At 60.4% G+C, this 18955-nt stretch carries 13 protein-coding genes; 5 read left to right on the plus strand and 8 right to left on the minus strand.

Annotated features, from left to right (window positions below; all coding sequences use genetic code 11):
* The first annotated feature begins 26 nt into the window (after window positions 1–26).
* The 4 genes from ASG79_RS04295 to ASG79_RS04315 all read left to right on the plus strand — a co-directional run bounded on the left by ASG79_RS04295 (window position 27) and on the right by ASG79_RS04315 (window position 4805).
* Entirely contained in the window at window positions 27–1346 is a 1320-nt protein-coding gene (locus ASG79_RS04295) for an ABC transporter substrate-binding protein (protein WP_200953143.1), read from the plus strand.
* A 70-nt stretch (window positions 1347–1416) separates the two neighbouring features.
* Window positions 1417–2286, plus strand: coding sequence for a carbohydrate ABC transporter permease (locus ASG79_RS04300; protein WP_056388736.1), 870 nt, complete (start codon window positions 1417–1419; stop codon window positions 2284–2286).
* Complete coding sequence (locus ASG79_RS04305) at window positions 2283–3200, plus strand: carbohydrate ABC transporter permease (protein WP_082581665.1); 918 nt, start codon at window positions 2283–2285, stop codon at window positions 3198–3200. The genes ASG79_RS04300 and ASG79_RS04305 overlap by 4 nt, the downstream gene beginning before the upstream one ends.
* Before the next feature lie 684 nt (window positions 3201–3884).
* Window positions 3885–4805, plus strand: a complete 921-nt coding sequence (locus ASG79_RS04315; protein ID WP_235509731.1) for a carbohydrate kinase family protein — start codon at window positions 3885–3887, stop codon at window positions 4803–4805.
* Window positions 4806–5640: 835 nt separating this feature from the next.
* On the opposite strand, the gene ASG79_RS04320 is transcribed toward ASG79_RS04315, so the two are convergent.
* The 3 genes from ASG79_RS04320 to ASG79_RS23425 form a co-directional block, all read right to left on the minus strand.
* Window positions 5641–8100: a GH32 C-terminal domain-containing protein gene (locus tag ASG79_RS04320; protein ID WP_321165391.1), complete on the minus strand. Its 2460-nt coding sequence runs from the start codon at window positions 8098–8100 to the stop codon at window positions 5641–5643.
* Window positions 8101–8544: 444 nt separating this feature from the next.
* Entirely contained in the window at window positions 8545–9726 is a 1182-nt protein-coding gene (locus ASG79_RS04325) for a NosD domain-containing protein (RefSeq protein WP_056388742.1), read from the minus strand.
* An 889-nt stretch (window positions 9727–10615) separates the two neighbouring features.
* A complete protein-coding gene (locus ASG79_RS23425; RefSeq protein WP_156400161.1) occupies window positions 10616–11605 on the minus strand; it encodes a hypothetical protein in 990 nt (329 codons plus the stop codon).
* A 376-nt stretch (window positions 11606–11981) separates the two neighbouring features.
* On the opposite strand from ASG79_RS23425, the gene ASG79_RS22975 reads away from it, so the two are divergent.
* Window positions 11982–12311 (plus strand): histone-like nucleoid-structuring protein Lsr2, encoded by a 330-nt coding sequence (locus tag ASG79_RS22975; protein ID WP_082581667.1) that lies wholly within the window; start codon window positions 11982–11984, stop codon window positions 12309–12311.
* Between the two features lie 94 nt (window positions 12312–12405).
* Here ASG79_RS22975 and ASG79_RS04340 read toward each other — a convergent pair whose 3' ends face one another.
* The 5 genes from ASG79_RS04340 to ASG79_RS04360 are packed head-to-tail and all read right to left on the minus strand — an operon-like array spanning window position 12406 to window position 18925.
* Window positions 12406–12846, minus strand: a complete 441-nt coding sequence (locus tag ASG79_RS04340; RefSeq protein WP_056388748.1) for a DUF4913 domain-containing protein — start codon at window positions 12844–12846, stop codon at window positions 12406–12408.
* Between the two features lie 11 nt (window positions 12847–12857).
* Window positions 12858–14627: a type IV secretory system conjugative DNA transfer family protein gene (locus ASG79_RS04345; protein ID WP_056388750.1), complete on the minus strand. Its 1770-nt coding sequence runs from the start codon at window positions 14625–14627 to the stop codon at window positions 12858–12860.
* A complete protein-coding gene (locus tag ASG79_RS04350; protein ID WP_056388752.1) occupies window positions 14624–16198 on the minus strand; it encodes a helicase HerA domain-containing protein in 1575 nt (524 codons plus the stop codon). The genes ASG79_RS04345 and ASG79_RS04350 overlap by 4 nt, the downstream gene beginning before the upstream one ends.
* Window positions 16198–17706, minus strand: a complete 1509-nt coding sequence (locus tag ASG79_RS04355) for an SCO6880 family protein (RefSeq protein WP_056388754.1) — start codon at window positions 17704–17706, stop codon at window positions 16198–16200. The genes ASG79_RS04350 and ASG79_RS04355 overlap by 1 nt, the downstream gene beginning before the upstream one ends.
* Window positions 17693–18925: a hypothetical protein gene (locus ASG79_RS04360; protein ID WP_321165393.1), complete on the minus strand. Its 1233-nt coding sequence runs from the start codon at window positions 18923–18925 to the stop codon at window positions 17693–17695. The genes ASG79_RS04355 and ASG79_RS04360 overlap by 14 nt, the downstream gene beginning before the upstream one ends.
* Between the last annotated feature and the right edge of the window lie 30 nt (window positions 18926–18955).

Consider the following 18955-nt stretch of genomic DNA (forward strand, 5'->3'; position numbering starts at 1 on the left):
CCACTCGCTCGTCAAAGGAGATGAAAGTGTCGTTTTCCTTCAGCAAAGCGGGACGTTCCCGTCAGATTGCCGCTGTTGTTCTTGCCGCGTCCGCCACGGTGAGCGGCCTTGCCGGGTGCGGCTCAGGATCGTCGTCATCCGCAGGTGGCCCGACCACAATTTCACTGTCAATGCAGAACCCTGACGTCCAGACGGCCGATCCCGCGACCTGGGCAATCATTCAGGCCTTTGAGAAAGAGAACCCGAACATCAAGGTGGACGTCACGGGTGAGGCTGTCTCTGAGCACCTGCAGAAGCTCTCCATCGCAGCTCAAAGTGACACGCTGCCCGACGTTTTTTGGGTTTATAAGTCCAATGCGGAGGAGATGCTGCAAGGCGGGAAGCTCATGGACTTGGCTCCGGTGTTGAAAGATCTGAACCTCACCGACAAGTTTCCCAAGAGCACCGTTTCCAACTTCACGTCCGGCGATGCGATCTACGGAGTCCCCTACCAAGGGCTTCTCACCGGCCTCTGGTACAACAAGAAAATTCTGCAGGACAACGGGTTGCAGGTGCCTGTGACCTTCGACGACCTCTTGAAGGTGGCCAAGACGCTGAAGGAGAAAGGAATCACCACCATCTCCAACGGGGCCAATCAGTCGGCTTTCAGCGTGTGGAGCTTCCTTACTGACCTGGACCGCTTCGGATACGAGGACAAGATCCAGGGAATTCTGAAGGGCAACGAAAGCTACAACAACGCTGACTTCCTCCGCTTCTACCAGCACATTGCAGAACTGCGCGATGCTGGTGCCTTCGCTTCGAACGTATCCACCCAGACCTACCAGCAGGCAGTCGACCAGTTCACGAGCGGCAAGGCTGCAATGCTCGACGCCGGCGTCTGGGCATCCAGTGCCATCCAGAAGTCCGCCACTGCAGATAACGTCGGCTTCTGGTCAGGCCCACAGTTCAAAGACGGCGTCGGAAACCAGAACATCATCATGAACGTTGCATCCGCGCCCCTCGCGGTCAGCGCGAAGGTTTCAAAGGACAACGCAAAGATGGACGCCGTCAAGAAGTTCATCGCCTTCTACTACGGCGATCAGGCACAGCAGCTGCTCGTTGACAACGGGCAGCCGCCCGTGACGACCTACGCACCCAAGGTGGACCAGGCGTCCCAGAGCGCCTTGAAGGCGGCCCTTGATGCTGCGAAAGCCCCCGGCGTAACAAGCCCTGAGTCCCAGCCGGATCTGCTCGTTCCGACCACGGTTGCGAACGCCATGTATGACAGCATCTACGGCGTAATTCAGAATCAGTTGACGCCTCAGCAGGCCGTCGACCTGGTTCAGTCCGCAATTCAGTCAAAGTAGTCGGCTCAGGTGGCCCCGGCGTCAGAGCCGGGGCCACCGTCGCCACTCTGATAGCAGAAAGTATCCAACCGTGGTCTGGATAAGTTCCCGCTGGAAGATCATCGCGATGATCGCTCCGGCACTGGTCCTTTTTACCCTCTTCGTCGTCTACCCGGTCATCTATTCGATGGGCTTCAGTTTCACCAGGTTTCGTGGCTTCGGCACCCCCGACTTCATCGGCCTTGAGAACTACATCTCGCTGGGGCAGGACCCCTTCTTCTGGCGGGCCCTGCAGAATACGGTCATCATCCTCGTCATCAGCATCGCCGTCCTCGTCCCGGCATCGTTCGGGTTGGCGTTGCTGCTTCGCCGCAAGATCCCCGGCACGGGTGCACTGCGTGCCCTTGTCTTTGGACCCGCCATTATCGCCCCGATCCTTATTGGCCTCATCTGGGTCTTCATACTCGACCCAAAAATCGGTTTGCTGAACCGGGTGCTGGGCCTTCTCGGGGCCGCCCCCGTCCAGTGGATCGGCGGTGACACCTTGACCCCTTACGCCGTCTCCCTGGTCTTCATTTGGAGCAGCATCGGCTTCGCCATGACAATCTTTTACGCCGGCCGGCAGGTCCTCCCGGAAGATGTGATGGAAGCCAGTGCGCTCGACGGGGCCACCGGCCTCCAGCAACTGCGCTTCGTCACCATTCCGATGATGCGCGAAACCTTCGCCATCGTCACGATCCTGATGATCACGAACGTCTTCAAAATCTTCGAACTCGTCTACATGCTGACCGGCGGGGGCCCCGTCCACCGCTCCGAAACCCTCGTCAGCTACATGTACTTCACTACCTTCACCAATCAAAAGTACGGACTGGGCATGGCTCTCGCCGTCATCATCACAGTGCTCGGCGCCATCGTCTCCATTGCCTACCTGGCACTTTCGCGGGAAAGAAAAACAGCATGAAGACCGCACTCCCCCTCCCCGCCCCTGAAGTCGAAATCAGCCGCCCGCACGATTCGCCCGCGGGCAAGCCGAACCCCAAGCGCGACCGCCGCCGCAGGTTCGCCCTCATTTCGGGCGCCATCGCCTACCTCATCACCTTCATCATCGTGCTTCCCCTGTTGTGGATCGTGCTGCTCTCATTCCAACCAAGCGGCAACATCCTGGGAAACCCCTTCTCCCTGACCAACCTCACCTTCGACAACTACGTCAAGGTCATCGGCTCGCTGCCGCTGCTGAAGATGTACGGCAACACCATCTTGATCGCCGTGATCTCAGTCTCCGTCGGAACAGCAGTTTCGTTCACCGCGTCATTTGCCCTGACGCGCATGATCTTCCGACGCAGGAAGACACAGTCCGGCCTTCGCTATTACCTCCTGGCCGGCCTCGTCGTTCCCGTCTACATCCTGCTCTTTCCCGTGTATCGCATGGACCTCGCCCTCGGGGTTTTTGGAACCTACGCCGCACTGATCCTGCCCTACATAGCCGTCTCCATACCCTTCAACACACTGCTGCTGACAGGGTTCCTCCGCGAATTCCCGTCCGAACTTGAAGAAGCCGCCATCATCGACGGGGCGGGCCTGTGGCGGCTCTGCTGGACGGTCGTTTTACCGCTGATGAGGCCTGTGATCGCCACTATTCTCATCTTCAACGTCGTATACGTCTTCAACGAGTTCCCCTTTGCCTCGATTCTGATCAACAACCCGGACATGGTGACGGTTTCCCTGGCCGTCTCCCGGTTCCAGGGACAGTACACAGTTGACTATGGCGGCATGATGGCATCAGCGACTCTCGTGCTGCTCCCCCAGCTCATCATTTACGCGCTCTTCCAAAAGCAAGTCATCGCAGGCATGACCGTTGGTGCCGTGAAAGGTTAGCCCCTCCGGCCCCGGACGGGACCACGCCAGAGGCTTTCACATGGCACTGACTCCACAACCTGTTCGGCGTGCCGCGCGTTGGGACTCAAACCGGCGAGAACAAGGACCACGAATGCTCGACAAACGAAAAACGAACTTGTATTCGGTTGCCATTCACTTGGCACACCGAAGGGACCTGGACACCAAGGTCGACAAGGCGGTGGCCGCGGCCATCGAAGCCGCATCCAGGCACGGCAGGCAAGGAATCCTTGTCTCACGCCAGGATCACCGGACTCTGACAGTGGAACTGTCCGATACGGTCCCATACGGCCAGATAAAAGAAGTAGACCTCCGATGGCAACACATGTGAAACCGTCACCCCGCCGGCACAGTCTTTAGGCCCTACGGCTTCCGCCACACGCTAATCCTCAGCCGCGCCAGCGGGAACCGTTCGAACAGCATCTATACAAGTGATCCAGTATGCCGGGGCTGGCCGTGAACAAGCGGGCCCACCTCGAAGACCCATTCCGCTGGCTGGAAAGCCAGCCCACCCCAGCACGTCTGCACAGGAGGATACCCATGCAGAAATTCTTTGGCGCCAGCATCCGCCACTCCATAAGTGATGCACCACAAGCTTCGTCTCTCGAGGGCTATCAGGCCCAGCTATCCGAACCGCGCCACCAAACTGACCCTCATGTTTTGGTTGTGGGGGAAGCACTCATCGATATCATCGCCGTGCCCGGCAGAGCAAAGGAATCCCCCGGCGGTTCACCAGCAAATGTCGCTCTGGGGCTGGCCCGCCTAGGCATTAGGACCTCCTTCCTCACTGCACTTGGCCCTGATTCAAAGGGCCAGGCGATCGCGAGCCGCCTCCGCGCTGCCGGAGTAGAAATACTGCCCGAATCCTGGTCTCTTCCCGCCACATCGACGGCACGTGCCGAGATTCAAACAGACGGCTCCGCGCTCTATACCTTCGACATCAATTGGACGGTCCCCGCACAGGTCTCCCTCCCACAGGTGGACCACGTCCACATCGGCTCCATTTCCGCTTTCATTTCCCCCGGGGCCGACGAGGTCGAGAAGATCGTGACAGCGCTTCGACCGCATGCAACTGTGAGCTTCGACCCGAACATCCGCCGCGACCTGGTCGGCAATAAAGCGGCGGCGCTGAAGCGCTTTGAGCGTATTGCCGGTCTGGCTGACGTTCTTAAACTCAGCGACGAGGACGCTGCTTTCCTGTATCCCGGCCTCACGGAGGAAGAAGCAGCCCGCACCATAGCAAGTAAAGGCCCAGTCACCGCGGTCACCAAAGGAGCCCGCGGCTCGCTGCTCCTGTCCGCCGGCGAGATCATTACCATCGACCCGATCCCGGACGTTAGAGTCCAAGACACCGTGGGCGCCGGGGACAGCTACATGGCCGCACTCCTCACCGCACTCCTACGACGAGGGCGCCCACAACTCGAGCCCCTCGCAGGGTCAGAACTGCTTTCGGCCGGGACCTTCGCCGCTGACGCAGCCGCCATCACCGTCTCCCGCACAGGAGCTGAGCCACCTACACTGCTGGACCTGCAAGCCTTCGTCACCCACCCCAGCTCAACGTCGGATACTGACCAGTTCGCGATCTGATACTCGTCCGGGTGCTGCCTGCACACAATTGGCTCTGTTATCAGAAACAAGTACCAGGCCACATATCAGGAGACCGCCGATGAAGAACCGACTGTATGGCGCCTTGCTCATGAGAAGGGCCGTCCTCGCCGCCGTGTCTCTGCAACCCGCCGCTTCGGTCTCGGGACCGATTGCTGGCAATGTATGGAAGTGGCTGGGAGGCAGAGCCCATTTGGGACACTTTCCCCCTGAATCGTTCCGTTCGGGACGAACTGAGGAGCGTTGCGTACCTAGTCAGGCTGGGCAGCTGACTTGGACCAAGCGTGAACCGGCTGCTTCCAACTGGTGCAGCATCCTGTGTAGGGGTCGGTCTATCGAGCAGAATTTCTCCGTTTCATGAACCGCGCAGCCGTCCGTGCTGGGCCATGGAGGGGATTCGCTCGCTTGCTGAAAGGGATTGGGGTGAGGACGGCGCAGGCCTTCCTCTTATTGCACCGAGCAGGAGTAGACCCTGTCGGTCGTCCATTCCTCCTCCCGCCCAGGCCGGACAAATGCAGCTAGTTACCGGGGCGCACCGTCCCGTGCAATGGACATCGGCGTTCGGCTTGAGGCAGTCTGCAAATCAGTAAGGGGAGTCCTTCTGAGACTTTTCATTGCAGGAAACCCGAGTTTGCGGAGTGCGCCTCGATGCTATTTCCTGCGGTCAGAGGCATTTCGTCGTCCCTGCGGCCCCGGACCATTTGCTTCCTGGTCCGGGGCCCACAGTCAGTCATGCACTTCCCCCTCTGGCACTTCAGGGGAGAGAGCTGAACTCATGACTTCTCTTCCTTGTTCACCTCTTATTTGGAGCGAGGTTCTACCACGCGGAGCTTACTTGTGTAGCGGTGAACGAGTTGAGCGTCGCTGTTCCTCCATTAGCAAACGCTTGAACTGCCTGGCTTGAAGGGTCCGGAAAGATTTGGTCCGTAAGGACTAGTTGCCCATCGTTGGCAAACACCTCTACTGAGGACCAATCCACAAGCACACGCAGTTTGACCGTGCCGTTGTTAGTTGGCAGATGTGCCCTTTGGATCCCTGGGAAACTTGATGCAAATCCGCTGTTGCCGGAGTTGGTCCTGTCCAAATAAACATCGCCGGTGGCGTTGTCATACCCGATGAGGGTCTCCTGCGCCCCTCCGTCCCTCACTTTCAGCCCGTAAGACGTGGCGGTTCCAGCCGTGAAGGTGGCAGTGATGTCCATCGCTTGACCGTTGGCCGGAAGAGGCGTGGTTCCAGGAGGGAGCGCTAGGTTTTGCGTTGCCGCCGGCTGGCCAGTGTACAGCTGTGCGATCTGGTCTACCGGGTTCTGCACCAAGGTAGGTTCGCCGTTTATAAGGCTAAGTGAAAGCTGTTTGGGAATTGTCATCGCGCTTCGCCACGGCGAGGTCGGGATTGCTTGGCCGTAGTCCCAGTTGTTCATCCAGCCAATCATGATTCGTTTTCCGTCCGGAGCGTCGTTGTAGGTTACGGCAGCGTAGTCATCCCTTCCGAAATCGACCCAGTGCGTGCGCTGCAGAACGGCAGGGACGGAGGTGTCGGAGAGGCTGATCTGGTCGGCAAGGATGTGTGCCCATGCCCCTCCGTAGGTGTTGGCATTGTTGTCGTCGACTTCTATGTGTCCGGTCCTGCCTTGCAGGTCGCTCAGGTCCCAGCTGGTCCAATCCAGATGCTCACTGTCCTGCCCAGTGGCACTCCGAGCGACCCGGCCATCCACAACGAGCTTTACGGAAGTGTCCTGGGCAACCGAAACCGGGTGGTCTCCGGACATGATCTGGTCGACAAGGATATGGCCCCATCCGCCGGAGTTCTGGTCGACGATCTGTATCGAGGCCGACCTTCCCTGGTAGGCGTCAAGGTCCCAGCTGATCCAGCCCAAGTGCTCGCTGTCTTGTCCCGTTGCCGTTTGTATGACCTGGCCGTCAATGACAAGGTTCACTGCTGTCGGGTTCGGGCTGCCCCAGGGGTGGTTCCCACCGCCGACCAGAAGGTTCACGTACCGATGGGAGACGGTGAAGGCGGGAGAGGTGATGGACCCTGTCGGACCGTCACCATTGGTGAAGGTATTCACCAGGTGATTACCTATGTACCCGCTGACTGGATTTTGGTTGGCGAGGGTGCCGGAGGCCGGCCCGGTGTTCATGAAGTCTCCGGTCGTCTGCCACCCTGATCCGTAGTCGGCCCCTTCAAAGTCAGCGAGTGTTGTTCCTTCTGGGATTCCGTCAGGTGTAACTTGGCCAGGCACGTAGGGATGGTTTCCGCCGCCGATCAGGAAGTTCAGGTAGTTTTTGTTTATGTTGAAGTCGGGTGTGCTTAGCTTGCCGGTTGATGCGTCACCGCCGTTGAAGCTGCTCGCATAGCCTGCTCCGGCCCAGCCTGTTACAGGCATTTGCCCCGGTAGGGTTCCTGTCGCGGGTCCAGAACCGAATGCGGTTCCTGTGGGAGTTAATCCGTCGAAGGTACCGGTGTCGAAACTTCCCAAGGAAGTCCCTGCGGGCGGGATCCCGTCCGGTGTGAATCCGTGCACCGGGTCAAAACTGCCGGTGAAATACTGGGCACCTGATCCACCCGCGATCCCGCCGGGATTAAGGTTGACGACGAGGACCCATTTCTCCTTTGACGGATCCGAGGGGTCAGGCAAGGGAAAAAGATCGGGGCATTCCCACGGGCCTCCGGTGGCTCCTGCTGAACCGAAATCATTGAGGTGTGTCCACTGCTTCAGGTCGGGTGAGCTGTAAAAGGTGACTTTGTGCTGATCCGAAAGAGCGGCGGCCATGATCCACTCGTTTCCGGGGGCGTACCAGAATACCTTGGGATCGCGGAAGCTATTCGATCCGATGTCCAGTACCGGGTTCCCCGCATACTTAGTGAACGTCTGGCCACCGTCGGTGCTGTAGGCCAGAGCCTGTGATTGGTTGCCAGTTGTCTTGTTCGCTGCGGTGTAGATCGCTACGAGAGCAGGGTTACCAGGTGAGCCGAAACCGGCTGTGTTTTTAGTGTCGACCACCGCGCTGCCGGAGAAAATCATGTCTGCATCGTCTTGGGGAATGGCTACAGGAAGCTCGGTCCAGTGTGTTAGATCAGGACTCACGGCATGGCCCCAAGACATGTTTCCCCATGTGCTGCCAGACGGGTTGTACTGGTAAAAGAGGTGGTACTGACCGTTGTAGTAGACAAGGCCGTTCGGGTCGTTCATCCAGTTCTGCGCCGGGCTGTAATGGAACTGTGGACGATAGGTTTCCGCGTAAGTCGTACTGGCGATGGCAGCTGCGGTGCTCACTGGGAGCACGAGGCCTGCAGCCATGGCACCCGACAGAATGGCGATGGCGCTCCGTGTACGGAATCTACTCTTACTGTTGATCTTCCTGATTCTTCTCAATTTGGGTTTCAAGTTGATTTGTCACCTTTCTTTCGATCTATCCCTGGAGTAAATGCTGAAGTGAAAGTTTGACGTCAGGCCCGCGGTGCGTGCATGGCAGGTTCTGGGTGACCGATGGCTGGGCCAAGAGATCCCCGTGACTCGGCCGCATCCAAGGGCATAGTTCTCCACCAGACTGTCTGGGTAAAGAAGAGGCACTGCCGCGCGGGGCAGTACCTCTTCTCCCTGACGGCGTGCCGACGCATCTTCCGCTCGGACTGCCTAAGCCTGCCGTTACATTCCTATCTTTTGATCCCTGACACGCAGCATGCAAAGGGCGAACCAGCGGTTATGCGCCAGCGACTCTTATGGCGTGGGAACCAGGGTGTAACTCGTGGTGTAGGCGTTGAGTTGGCTATTTTTTGCGCTGTAGATGATTCGCGTGGCGGTTGTACTGCCGTCGAGGACTACCATCGCCGACACGTTGCTGACGATATTGTTGGTGGCCAGGTAGTTACTGTCACCGCTCTTCACCAAAATTATTGTCGGGGTGGCACCTGCAGGGGAAATGCTTGAAGCCGGCACGTTGAAGGAAAACATGTTGCCCGTCACCATGTTGTTGTTTCCTTCGATGTGGACCAGCCCGAACAGGTCATCAAAGCGGGTCGACGTGCCGTCGCCAGAGACCCTGCGGAAGTGGTTGGCGGCGATGAGGTTCTCGGAACAGTTGCCCAGGAGGGCGATCATGCTTGGGAAGTTGCTGAGAAGCTTGTTGGAACTGATGGAAACCCGGTTGCAGTTACTCAGCGTTATGTTTGCAGCCCATAAGATGCTGTTTCCCGTAATGAGTGGACCCTCGGCATTTTCTGCGTAGATGGAGTATCCAGCCCATGCGCTGATGAGGAAGTTGTTGGTAATTTTGGCGACCTGGGAGGCCCCGGTGAGTTCTATGCAGTTGCCGCACTCGGCGATGAAATTGTTGGTGATGTTGGGTGCGTCTGCGCCTTTGATGATGATTGCGTGTTCGAGGTAGACAAACCCCATGCCCTCTACGTGAAAGGAGTCGTTGTCCGATTGCACCGAGATGCCGATTTTTGAATTCCCCGGCGAGTAGGGTTTGCTGTCGGTCACGCCGTCAAGACAGAAGCCCTTGAATTCGATGCTGTTCAGGCGGCCGACGACATTCGGATCTCCTGAGCGGGAGACCAGAAAGGCTTCCCGGTTTCCGTCGGTGTTTTTCACACGGATATGACTGGCGCCCGGCTGGGTCTCCATCCAGGAACTTGTTGAGGACTCGTCGCGAATTGCCTCTGAGAGGAAGCCGTGCCCCGAGCCCTTTATTTGCAGGAAACTTACGTCGACAACCACACGTGTGAGCAGGTCGTAGTGCCCCGGGGGGATGTAGATGACTGCACCGGGACGCGTGGTCTGGGTTGTTTGGTTGGCCTTGATGTCAGCGATGATCTGATTGATAACGGCACCGATATCAACGTAGGGGGAAACTGTTGCCCCAGACCACGTCGTCACATCGTAAACAGTGTTAGCCATAGCTGTCCTTTCGTAGGGAGATATTGAAAATCAAGGTGCGGAAGCATGCCTCGCTAGAGAACGCCGACGATGGCGTGATACGGCGGGTGCCCCGGGCCAGGCAAGGGGTGATCGACCGGAGTTGGTGCCGTCGTAACGGCCGCCTGGGCGGCGCCGCTGAACGCGACTACGGATACAAGACCTGTGAGTCCGCCTAGCAAGATATTGCGGCGTGAAACGGGCCGTTTGGCTGCGTCCATTAGAAGTTCTCCTTCGGGTGGGTAAAGCGGCAGTACTTTAAGCGTTGATGTGGACCGGAGTAAGGATGTTTGCGGGTATGCCGTTTGTGTTGACCGGCAGGAGCTCGAAAGACAAAGCGTCGGTGGTGTACCCTCTCGCAGTCGACCACGCAAACGTTTCGATCAAGTTATGTGATGTTCACCACTCTGTCAACAGCCGTGGTACGGGGATCCTCATCCAAAGGCGGGGTCACTTCCCCTTCTAGTCCCGGCGCGGGAGTGATACAAAGCAAAACGTTTCGATGTCGACTGCAAACTGCTAAAGCTCACCACGAGACGGGGCGCTGAAACCGGCGGCATGAGTAAACGGAGCGGCGAGCCGATGACCACCCACCAAAGCGAAGACAGCCGCGGAGGCTCGGTTCTTCCACGTCGAACCAAGGTGGGGTCGCCTCAACATGTGCTGCGGGGTAAAGCTTTGATGGCCCCGTGACGCTGGAAACGCAATTCACAATAGGCACACCCCAATCGGACGTCAGCTGGCGGGGCAAATCACGTCCGGTTAGGGCCGCGTGGGCAGAACCTGACAACTAGATCTCAGAGTCTAAGATTTCAACCTGACACAGGAGTTATCGCTCTTGGTATGGAGTTCGTCCGAGTTGGCCAGCTCTTCACGGGCAGAAGTTACGCAACCGGCCAATCTTCGGGATTACGACGACATGACATGCAGCCATGATGGGTCGAAGAGCTTCTTCCGCGGTGATGCCTTGTTTTAGTCCACCGGACGAGTGTTCGAGGATTTTCAACCAGTTTTTCTGTCCTTTTTCAGGATCTTTGTACAATTCCTTGAGGGAGCCTGCGCAGCTTGCCGTACCTTGGGTCGCACCGAGTCCAAGTTTCAATTTTTCGGCAAAGCCAGTTTCGTCAGTGACCTTTGCGGCATCCGCGGCGGCTTCTTGTCCGCTCTTGATGCAACTATAGATTGCCCCGGCAGCAGGGTTTGAAGCCTTCAGCTGGCGCTTCAGTATGAACTCCTTAACACCTTCATCCAAATTCCCTGACTCGGCGTTGATATCCAGGTTTTCCAGCGCCAGCTTCTGGCCCAGCCAGCCGGAGGTGAGCGTCGGTTCGGGTGCCCACGCAATCTGGCCGGGCCATTCCTGGGACGCCGGCTTCACCGCTTCCCCTGGCACCACGTAAACCAGTTGTTGATCCCCGCGGCCTACGCCGGCTCTAAAGAAGGTTGCTTCGCTCGTCGTTTGTGGGGCAAAAGCCCAAATCGTTGAGGGTGCCATGACCCAGACTTGGCTGCTGTTGTTGTACAGCACGTAGTCCCGGTCGATCCTGGACCGGCAGAGGTTGAAGCCTGCAAAAAAGCCGCTATAGTCCCGATCCTGAGGGTAGAAGGTTGTGCCGGGACCCGCATAGCTGTACTGGTCGTAGGCTGCACTTGGACAGGGGCCGGACTGCTGCACGGGCTCAGGAGCAGCAGGCGGTTCATTGACGGCGGGTGGTGCCTCGGCGACTGGGGGTGCGGGCATGTTGGGGGAACCGCTGCCCTGATCTTCTGTTTTTTTCTCGCATGAGGTTATCGTCGCCCCAAGGACGAGTGCCAATGCCGCGGTTAGTGCCGCGATCCTGTTTCTCTTTGCAGAAAACATAGCCGTTACCGCCTTACGACGACGCGGGTGGCAGCTATGGTACGCCTGACTTTGTGGCGGAGATAGGGGACTTGCACCCGTTGGGCCATTGTCCAGACGCCTCTGGAGTTCGCTGCCCACAGCCGGGGATAATCCTGATGGGTTATCCACCGCTACTGCTGCTGAGTGAGCTTTCTCGATGGCTCCCGGTTTCAGCCGTGGATAACCCGGATTGACCCCAACTGTGGACTGCTCGTTTGAGTGCCCTTCGCCGCGCACTTCTTATTGCCCAGCTGATTCGAAATTTAGCCGTGGTCCTGATTGATCTCCTCAGTTGGCTGTTAATATGTCTGTCAGTGGCGCATCCGTTCGTTCAACAGGCTGTTAAAATCGGCTTATGGCAAAAAAGACGGTCGTGGTTCTGGAAGATGACATTGATGGCTCAGAAGCTAGCGAAACGATATCTTTCGCCCTCGACGGCAGTGAATATGTGATTGATCTGAACGATGGGCACGCGAATGAACTGCGCGGAGCCCTGAGCCGTTTTACCGACGCTGGACGCAGGGTATCTGGCGGACGTGGTCGTCCGGCGGCCCGTACCAAGTCCTCGCAAGGTGGGCCGGACGCAAAAGCGGTACGGATGTGGGCGGTTGAGAACGGCATCCAGGTAAATACTCGTGGTCGTATTCAAGCGGAAGTCGTAGAGAAGTACGAAGCCGCTCACTAGGGCCGAAACAAAGAAAAGTCGGGGCTGGGATCCATAACAGATCCCAGCCCCGACTTATTTTATTGCGCTGCCCTCATCCTGTAGCTGCCGGATTCTAGGTGGGAATAGCCCGCACGTCCGGAAACCAGCCGCCTGGGGCCTTCTTTGGTTCGAGGTGTTCGGGGTCGCGGTGCTTTTGCATGTCGCATTTGTAGAACGGTCCGCGCGGATCCAGGAGCACGCTCATGTGGTGGTCTGCGTGGTCTTTGAACCAGACGCTCATGCCCGTGGCCCCGTCGAGCCTGAGATGTTCCCAGGCACGCCACAGTGCTTCCACCCGCGAGACAGCTTCCGGGTGGAAATACCACTCGAGGCACCACTTAGCTGCACGACCGTCGACGTCGCGGACGTAGGTGGGCAGCAGCTGCTCGTGCAGAAATTCTTCGGCCGAGCCGTAGACCAGCTGCGGGGGCTTCTGCTGCTCGCCGCCATTAGCGCCAGCTTCCTGTACGTCCGAGCTGGGAGCTTCACTGAAGCGCCCGATGTCTATGGTCATGCCCTACTCCCCTACCCGGTTACCCATGGATTGGTGATCGGCGCCGCTGCCACCGGTACCGGTTCTTCCTCCGGCTGCGGGCTGTACCTCTTGATGGACGATTCCACAGTGTCCTTGTGCGGGCCGGTGTACCAAGGCATAGTGCGGACCAGGGTGGCTGGGGCGCCGGAGGCCAGGACGACGGCGCGGCCGCGGTCCAGCTCGGCAAGGTTGGAGACGTCGAAGATCCGTTCCTTGCTTTCCTGCCGGGAGCGGCTGGATCCGGACTTCCCTGATGAGACGGAGACGTTGATGTAGCTGTAGTCGCCCACCAGGTCCGAGAGTGCGCGGAGGAAGCCTTCTTCGGCGACACCGCCGCCGTAGACCTTGACGTTCGCGGCGGACCAAATCTTCCGCATGTTCGCTTCCCCCCAAAGTTCGACGCCTTGGGACCAGGACTGCAGGATGCCCATGACGATCAGGCCCTTGGAGCCGTAGTGGCTGAACTGGTCCGGCAGGCCGGCCCATCGGACGACGTTGGCCAGCTCGTCAAGGGCGAACAGGGCAGGCTTGGGCAGGCGGCCGCCGCTGCGCTCTGCCCGTTCCTCCATGGCCTCAGCAATGGCTACTGTCAGGGCGGTGGTGAGCGGTGCCGCCGAGCCGGCCCCTTCCTTGGAGAGGATGTAGATCGTCTCCTGGGATGCGGCGAAGGCATGAGGATCGAACTGGCGACGAGGGTCTCCTGTTACGCCCGCACCACGGCTTGGGGCCACCCAGCGGAGAGTGTTGCGGCTCTTGAGGCACTGGATCATCTTCTCGGCGGTGCCGAAGATACCGTCGCGCTGCTTGTCGGCCAGCTTCAGCGTGGACTCCAGGCCCTTGTACTGGAGCTCGTAGTCATGCTCGCGGAGGATTTCGATGGGTTCCTGGCTGACCTGCTCAGTCACCCACAGGTAGACCTGCGTGATCGGCAGATCGCCCAGTGCTGCAGCGAGGAAGTAGGAGGAAAGAATGTCTTCGGCTTTGGGGTCGAAGTAGGCATCCGGCTTGGACCCCGGAACCCGGGAACCGACCGCGAAGTGCTGGGTGAGCTTGTACGCCTTCTCTTCGTCGGTGACGTAGGAGAGGGGGTTCCACCACCAGTCCGGTTCTTCCTGGGCGATCTTTTGCGGATCGAACACCCACACTGGGGCCGTGGCCTCGCGGACGCCACGGGTTCCGTCGACGACGTCACGCTTATTGGATGTCGAGACCACCGCGCCGGGAGCGTCCAGGATCGCGGGTATCACCCGGGAGGTCGATTTACCGGTCCGTGGTCCCCAGATGTCGAGGCTGAGGTCTTCCCAGGACTGGACGAATCTCTGCCCGGTGGAGACCACCTTGCCGACGACGATGCCGGGGTTGTCCTTGATGCCCAGCCGTTCGGCTTTGGCTTGGGCTCCCTTGTCGGAGAACGCGGCGAGGGACTTGCCCCGGCCCAGATAGCGGCCCGCCTTGTCCACACGGGCGCGCTTGGACGCACCCTGCCGCCACGCCACCAGGACGACGACGGCAAGGGCCAGGACCAGTCCGATCAACGCAAAGACGACGACGGTGGCCTGGGGCGGCCACGGCACCTTGCCCTTGATCAGCCCAGCGATCAGCTCAACGGGGTGAGCCGGAGGCGCGTCGATGCCCGCCATCCAAGAGCCGAGGTGCACAGCGGCGTACGTGCCGCCGCCGAAGACGACGATAAAGCCGATGGCCAGCCACACGAGGATGGCGTCACCGAGGCCCATGCCTCTGCGGTTCGGTGCGCTCACAGTGAGCCTCCTTCAATCGGCATGACGGGTGCGGCCGGGTCGAGGATCGGTTCCGGGGAGCCGTGCCATTTACCGTCGGTGTCGTTGACCCCGTCAGGGCCGTGCTCCACGGAGGTCAGGCCCACTTGGACCGGGATTCCGGGGCGGCCGCCGACCTTGATGAGGAACTTCCCACGCCCTGGCGGCTCGACGTCGACACCACGGGAGTCCCAGGCGGGCGGATCCTGCCAGAAAATAAGCTTTTGCTGCTCCTGCCGGGACAGCGGTATCGCGGAGGTCAGCAGCGGCATCTCGGAGGCGGGCAGACCCCCACAGATGACCATGCCGGAGCGTTCGACGAAGCCGCGGGCTTTCATCCGGTCCTCTTCTGCAGGCAGGGCCAGCAGGTCGGACATCGTGTGGGAGATCATGATCTGCCCGACGCCAACGGACCGGTTGAGCCGGGTCAGGGCGTCCACCCGGTCAACCATGCCCTTGCCGGCGCGCAGGGCCCGCCACAGCTCATCCAGGACAACGAAGTAATTCCTGCGCGGCTCCAAGCCCGCTTCGGCGAGGGCGTTGGCGACGTTCACGGTGCCGAAACCGTAGGACCAGCAGGCCAGCAGCACGGCGGCCTGCAGATCGGTCTCGGTCTCGTCGATGCTAGAGACATCGAAGACCACGGCCCGGTCCCGCTTCATGGGGTTCGTGGTTTGCCGGGAGAAGATTTCGCCCAGCTTCCCTCCCCCGGTCAGGCCCAGGAGGGTTGCTTCCAGTGCCCGGGTCTCCTGCAGATAGATGTTCATGTCCCCGCGGTCCAGCGCGACCTGGCGCAGCTCGTCCGGCGCGGAAACGATCACGTCCAGCAGGTCTTTCAGAACCGGGACGCCGTCAAAGCGTTCATCGAGGACGCGCAGGGCCCGGTCCAGGATGGTCTGTTCCTGATCGGTAGGCGGGTTATTGCGGCTGATGGTAATGAGGGAGACGACCATGGTCAGGCGCCGGCCGTGGGCGTCGGCACGGACCCGGGCTGCGTCTTCATGGTGGCCGCTGTCTTCCAGCAGCTGGGCCGCTTCGACGGCCTGGCCCGGGTCGAGGATGTTCATGTAGCCGACGCCGCGGCCGAGCTTGATCACCTGACCGCCTAGGGCTTTGACGGCTTTGACGTGCTCACCTTTGAGGTCGCCCAGGATCAGGGGATGCACTCCCTGCGCGGAGAGGCCGATGAACATCCGGCGCACCACCGTTGACTTTCCAAGGCCGGGTTTCCCGAGGATGAACGCGGACGGGTTGGAAATCAGTCGCGCGCGCTGGAACCAGCTGATCGGGTCACAGCACACCGTTGCCTGCGTTTCCTCATGCCGGCCCAGCGGCACCCCAATCATGGGCGAGGACGCACCCGAAGAGAACGGCCACAGCCCGCAGACCTGCACCGTCGTTCCCCGATACTCCCGAAGGGACGGGAGCAGCTGGGCCATGCCGCCGCCCCGTCCGGTCCAGCCCCGCGAGCCCGGCCCTGCTTCCTTAGCCGGAGCTTTTACTGTCTTTACTGTCTTTGCCTTCTTTGCTGTCAAAAGCCTCATGCGGACCATTAGAGGGCGTCCCTAATCTCGGTGGGCACCATGCTGTGCTTGGGCAGGACCAGCCCCAGGGGCAGGGATGCGGCGAAGGCGGTGTCTTGGGAGCCGTAGGCGCGGCGCAGCAGCACCCGGGCGGTACCAGAGGTCTGCTCGATGGCGGCAACGGCGTCCGGCAGGCGTTCCTTGTCGGTCACCGTGGCCGTGACGACCATGCCGAAGTTCACCAGCCCGGCGCCCTGGGCTTCTTCCTGGGCAGTCTGCACGGCGGAGCGGGCATCGATCAGTGCCCGCGCTGTGGGGCGGGTGCCGGAGGTGATGCGGACGTTGGCGTTGTTCTGGTCCCGCTCAACGACCGTTGCGGCGCGGGCCGAGTCCATCGGGCGGTACAGCAGGGATACGCGCCTGCGGTCAATGTCCCCGTGCGGGGCCAGCAGCCGGGACAGGACCGAGGAGTTCACGGACCCGCGGGGAGCCCCGGTCATGGTCCAGGAAGCCGAGAACGCGGAGTCGTGGCGGTAGTCGTCCCAACTGGCCTGCGTCGCGGTCGGGCCGACCTCGCCCCACTTCAGGGACACAGGGGTGCCGGCGGCATGGGCTTCGTCAATGATCAACGCTGCGGGCGGATCGTAGGCGATCCGCACTACCTCACAGAGTTCCTGCGCGGACATGGGCCGGGCGATCCCGGCACCGGTGGATTGCAGCCGGGCCGACAGCCCGGGGATCCGGGAGGCCAGGTCGCGGGCAATGTCTTCAGGGGTGCGCTTCTTCGACCCTGCCCGCAGGGACGCGTTGAAGGTCAGGGACACCCAGGCGCGGACCGTGGCCGATCCTTCCGGATAGGTGTCGACGACCTCATGGAGCATGTCCCTAGCGAACTGAGGGGCGTCCGGGTCAATGTTCATCATGACTTCATTCCGCAGCCGGTATCCGGAGTCCGGAGCCGTCTCAACGGTGACGGCCGCGGCGTCCAGGCCGGCCTCATCGGCCAGGCCAGCGAGCCAGCCGCCCCAGTTGGCCACCCAGGCATCAACCTGCTCCGGGTCCACGAGGGAAGCCCCGTCGGGTTCGGTGGAGAAGATCACGGTGAAGTGGCTAGTGGCCGGGACGTGCAGCATGGCGAAGGGGCGCTTGTAGGAGTCGGTGAACTCGTACAGCGTGGACTTCGCCGCCAACCCCGGCAGCTGGTACATGCCCCACTCCGTCACACCCAGCGGACCGGAACGGTACAGGTTGCTGCCGGAGGACTTAGCGACCTTGAAAGCCATGCGGACACCCAGACGGTCCACGACTGACTGGCCATGCTTGTCCTTCACGGTCAGCAACAGCGCGCAGGCGCCAGCAACGGCAAGGACGCCCAGGCCAACGAACAAGCCCCAGATCGCGAAGCTGACAATGCCCAGCAGGAGGCCGACCATCACTATGCCTGTGCCGATAGCGCCGAGGTTGCCCAGGCCCGCTGAGCGCGGGACGCGCCAGTTGCCGTAGGACGGTTCCTTGTATTCGGTGTTAATTGCTGCCACTGGGGCCCTCCCCCGTTGAATCCTGCGCGGTCGTCTTGATTGCCTCTGATGTCCTGGACGCCACCTGGACTCCGGCGGCTACAGCCATGCCAGCCGGACCCGCGGCCGCGGCTCCCGTCGCAGCCCCAGCACCCCCGGCCGGTGCTGCCGCTCCCGCCTTGCCGGCGGTGCCAGCAGCGCCGCCGCCCGGACCCGAAGAGCCAGGCGTGGGCTGCCCTCCCTCACCGCGGGGGCCTGAAGATCCAGAACTACCCTTGGGAGAATTGCCTGTGCTCGTGCTCGTTGTGCTGCTGGAGCTGGCTGGGATGGGCGCTGCGTTGCCCCGTCCACTGCCAACCCGGCCCATGGACACAGCCCCCGTGGCAAGGGCACCCACGGCGGCACCGGCTGCTGCCCCACTGCCAGCGGCAACGGCTCCCACCATCGGCGTGACGAACCGCATCAGGGCGGGAAGGGCGAACAAGGCAACGATCATCAACGTGAACCCTGTGATGGAGCCGATCAGGGCATCCTTCCCGCTGGTCTTGCTCATCAATAGGAATGCGACCGAGTACACGATGGCGGCAGCCGGCTTATAGAGAATGAAGGCGATCGTCCAGCCCACTGCCTTCTGGAACCACTGCCTGCCCATCTCGGTATTCGTAAATGCGGCGGTCGTGGGCAGGATACCGGCCAGGATCACCAGCATGCCGCTGCGGACGACCATGAGAACGATCTGGACCAGGGATGCAATCAAGCCGATCAAGCCGAGGACGATGAGGATGAAGACCGCATCGACTGTGGGAACAACGGCGATTTTCTGGAACGCGTCGGCAAAACCCTTGCCGTCCGTGGATCGATTGATAATGGCACTGGCGAAGGCATCAGCGGCAATGACCAAAATTGAGATGACGCCAAGGCCAAGGGCCGATACCAAAGTAAGCGTGAGCAGGGAGCGGAGCAGGTCCTTCAGTGGTGCTCCGCGCTGCTCCCAAATCATCCGAATGCCCCCAATAATCACGGCGAGAACTGCCAGAGTCAGCGTCCAAGGCATCAACTCGCTGTTCACAGCGGATACCACCGGACTGGCCGTTGCCCCCTCCTCGCTGGTGAGGTTCACAGTCGGCATGGACACCCAGAAGGTAGACAGAGTCGTCACCATCTGGCTCATGCCCTCCATGATGGACTTCGCTAAGTTGCCGATTGCATCGTTGGCAATGTCTTCGAGTGCGTTGCCCAAGCCACAACCTAGGTCTCCCCAACTGCATTC

This window comes from Arthrobacter sp. Soil761 (assembly GCF_001428325.1).
GTDB lineage: Bacteria > Actinomycetota > Actinomycetes > Actinomycetales > Micrococcaceae > Arthrobacter.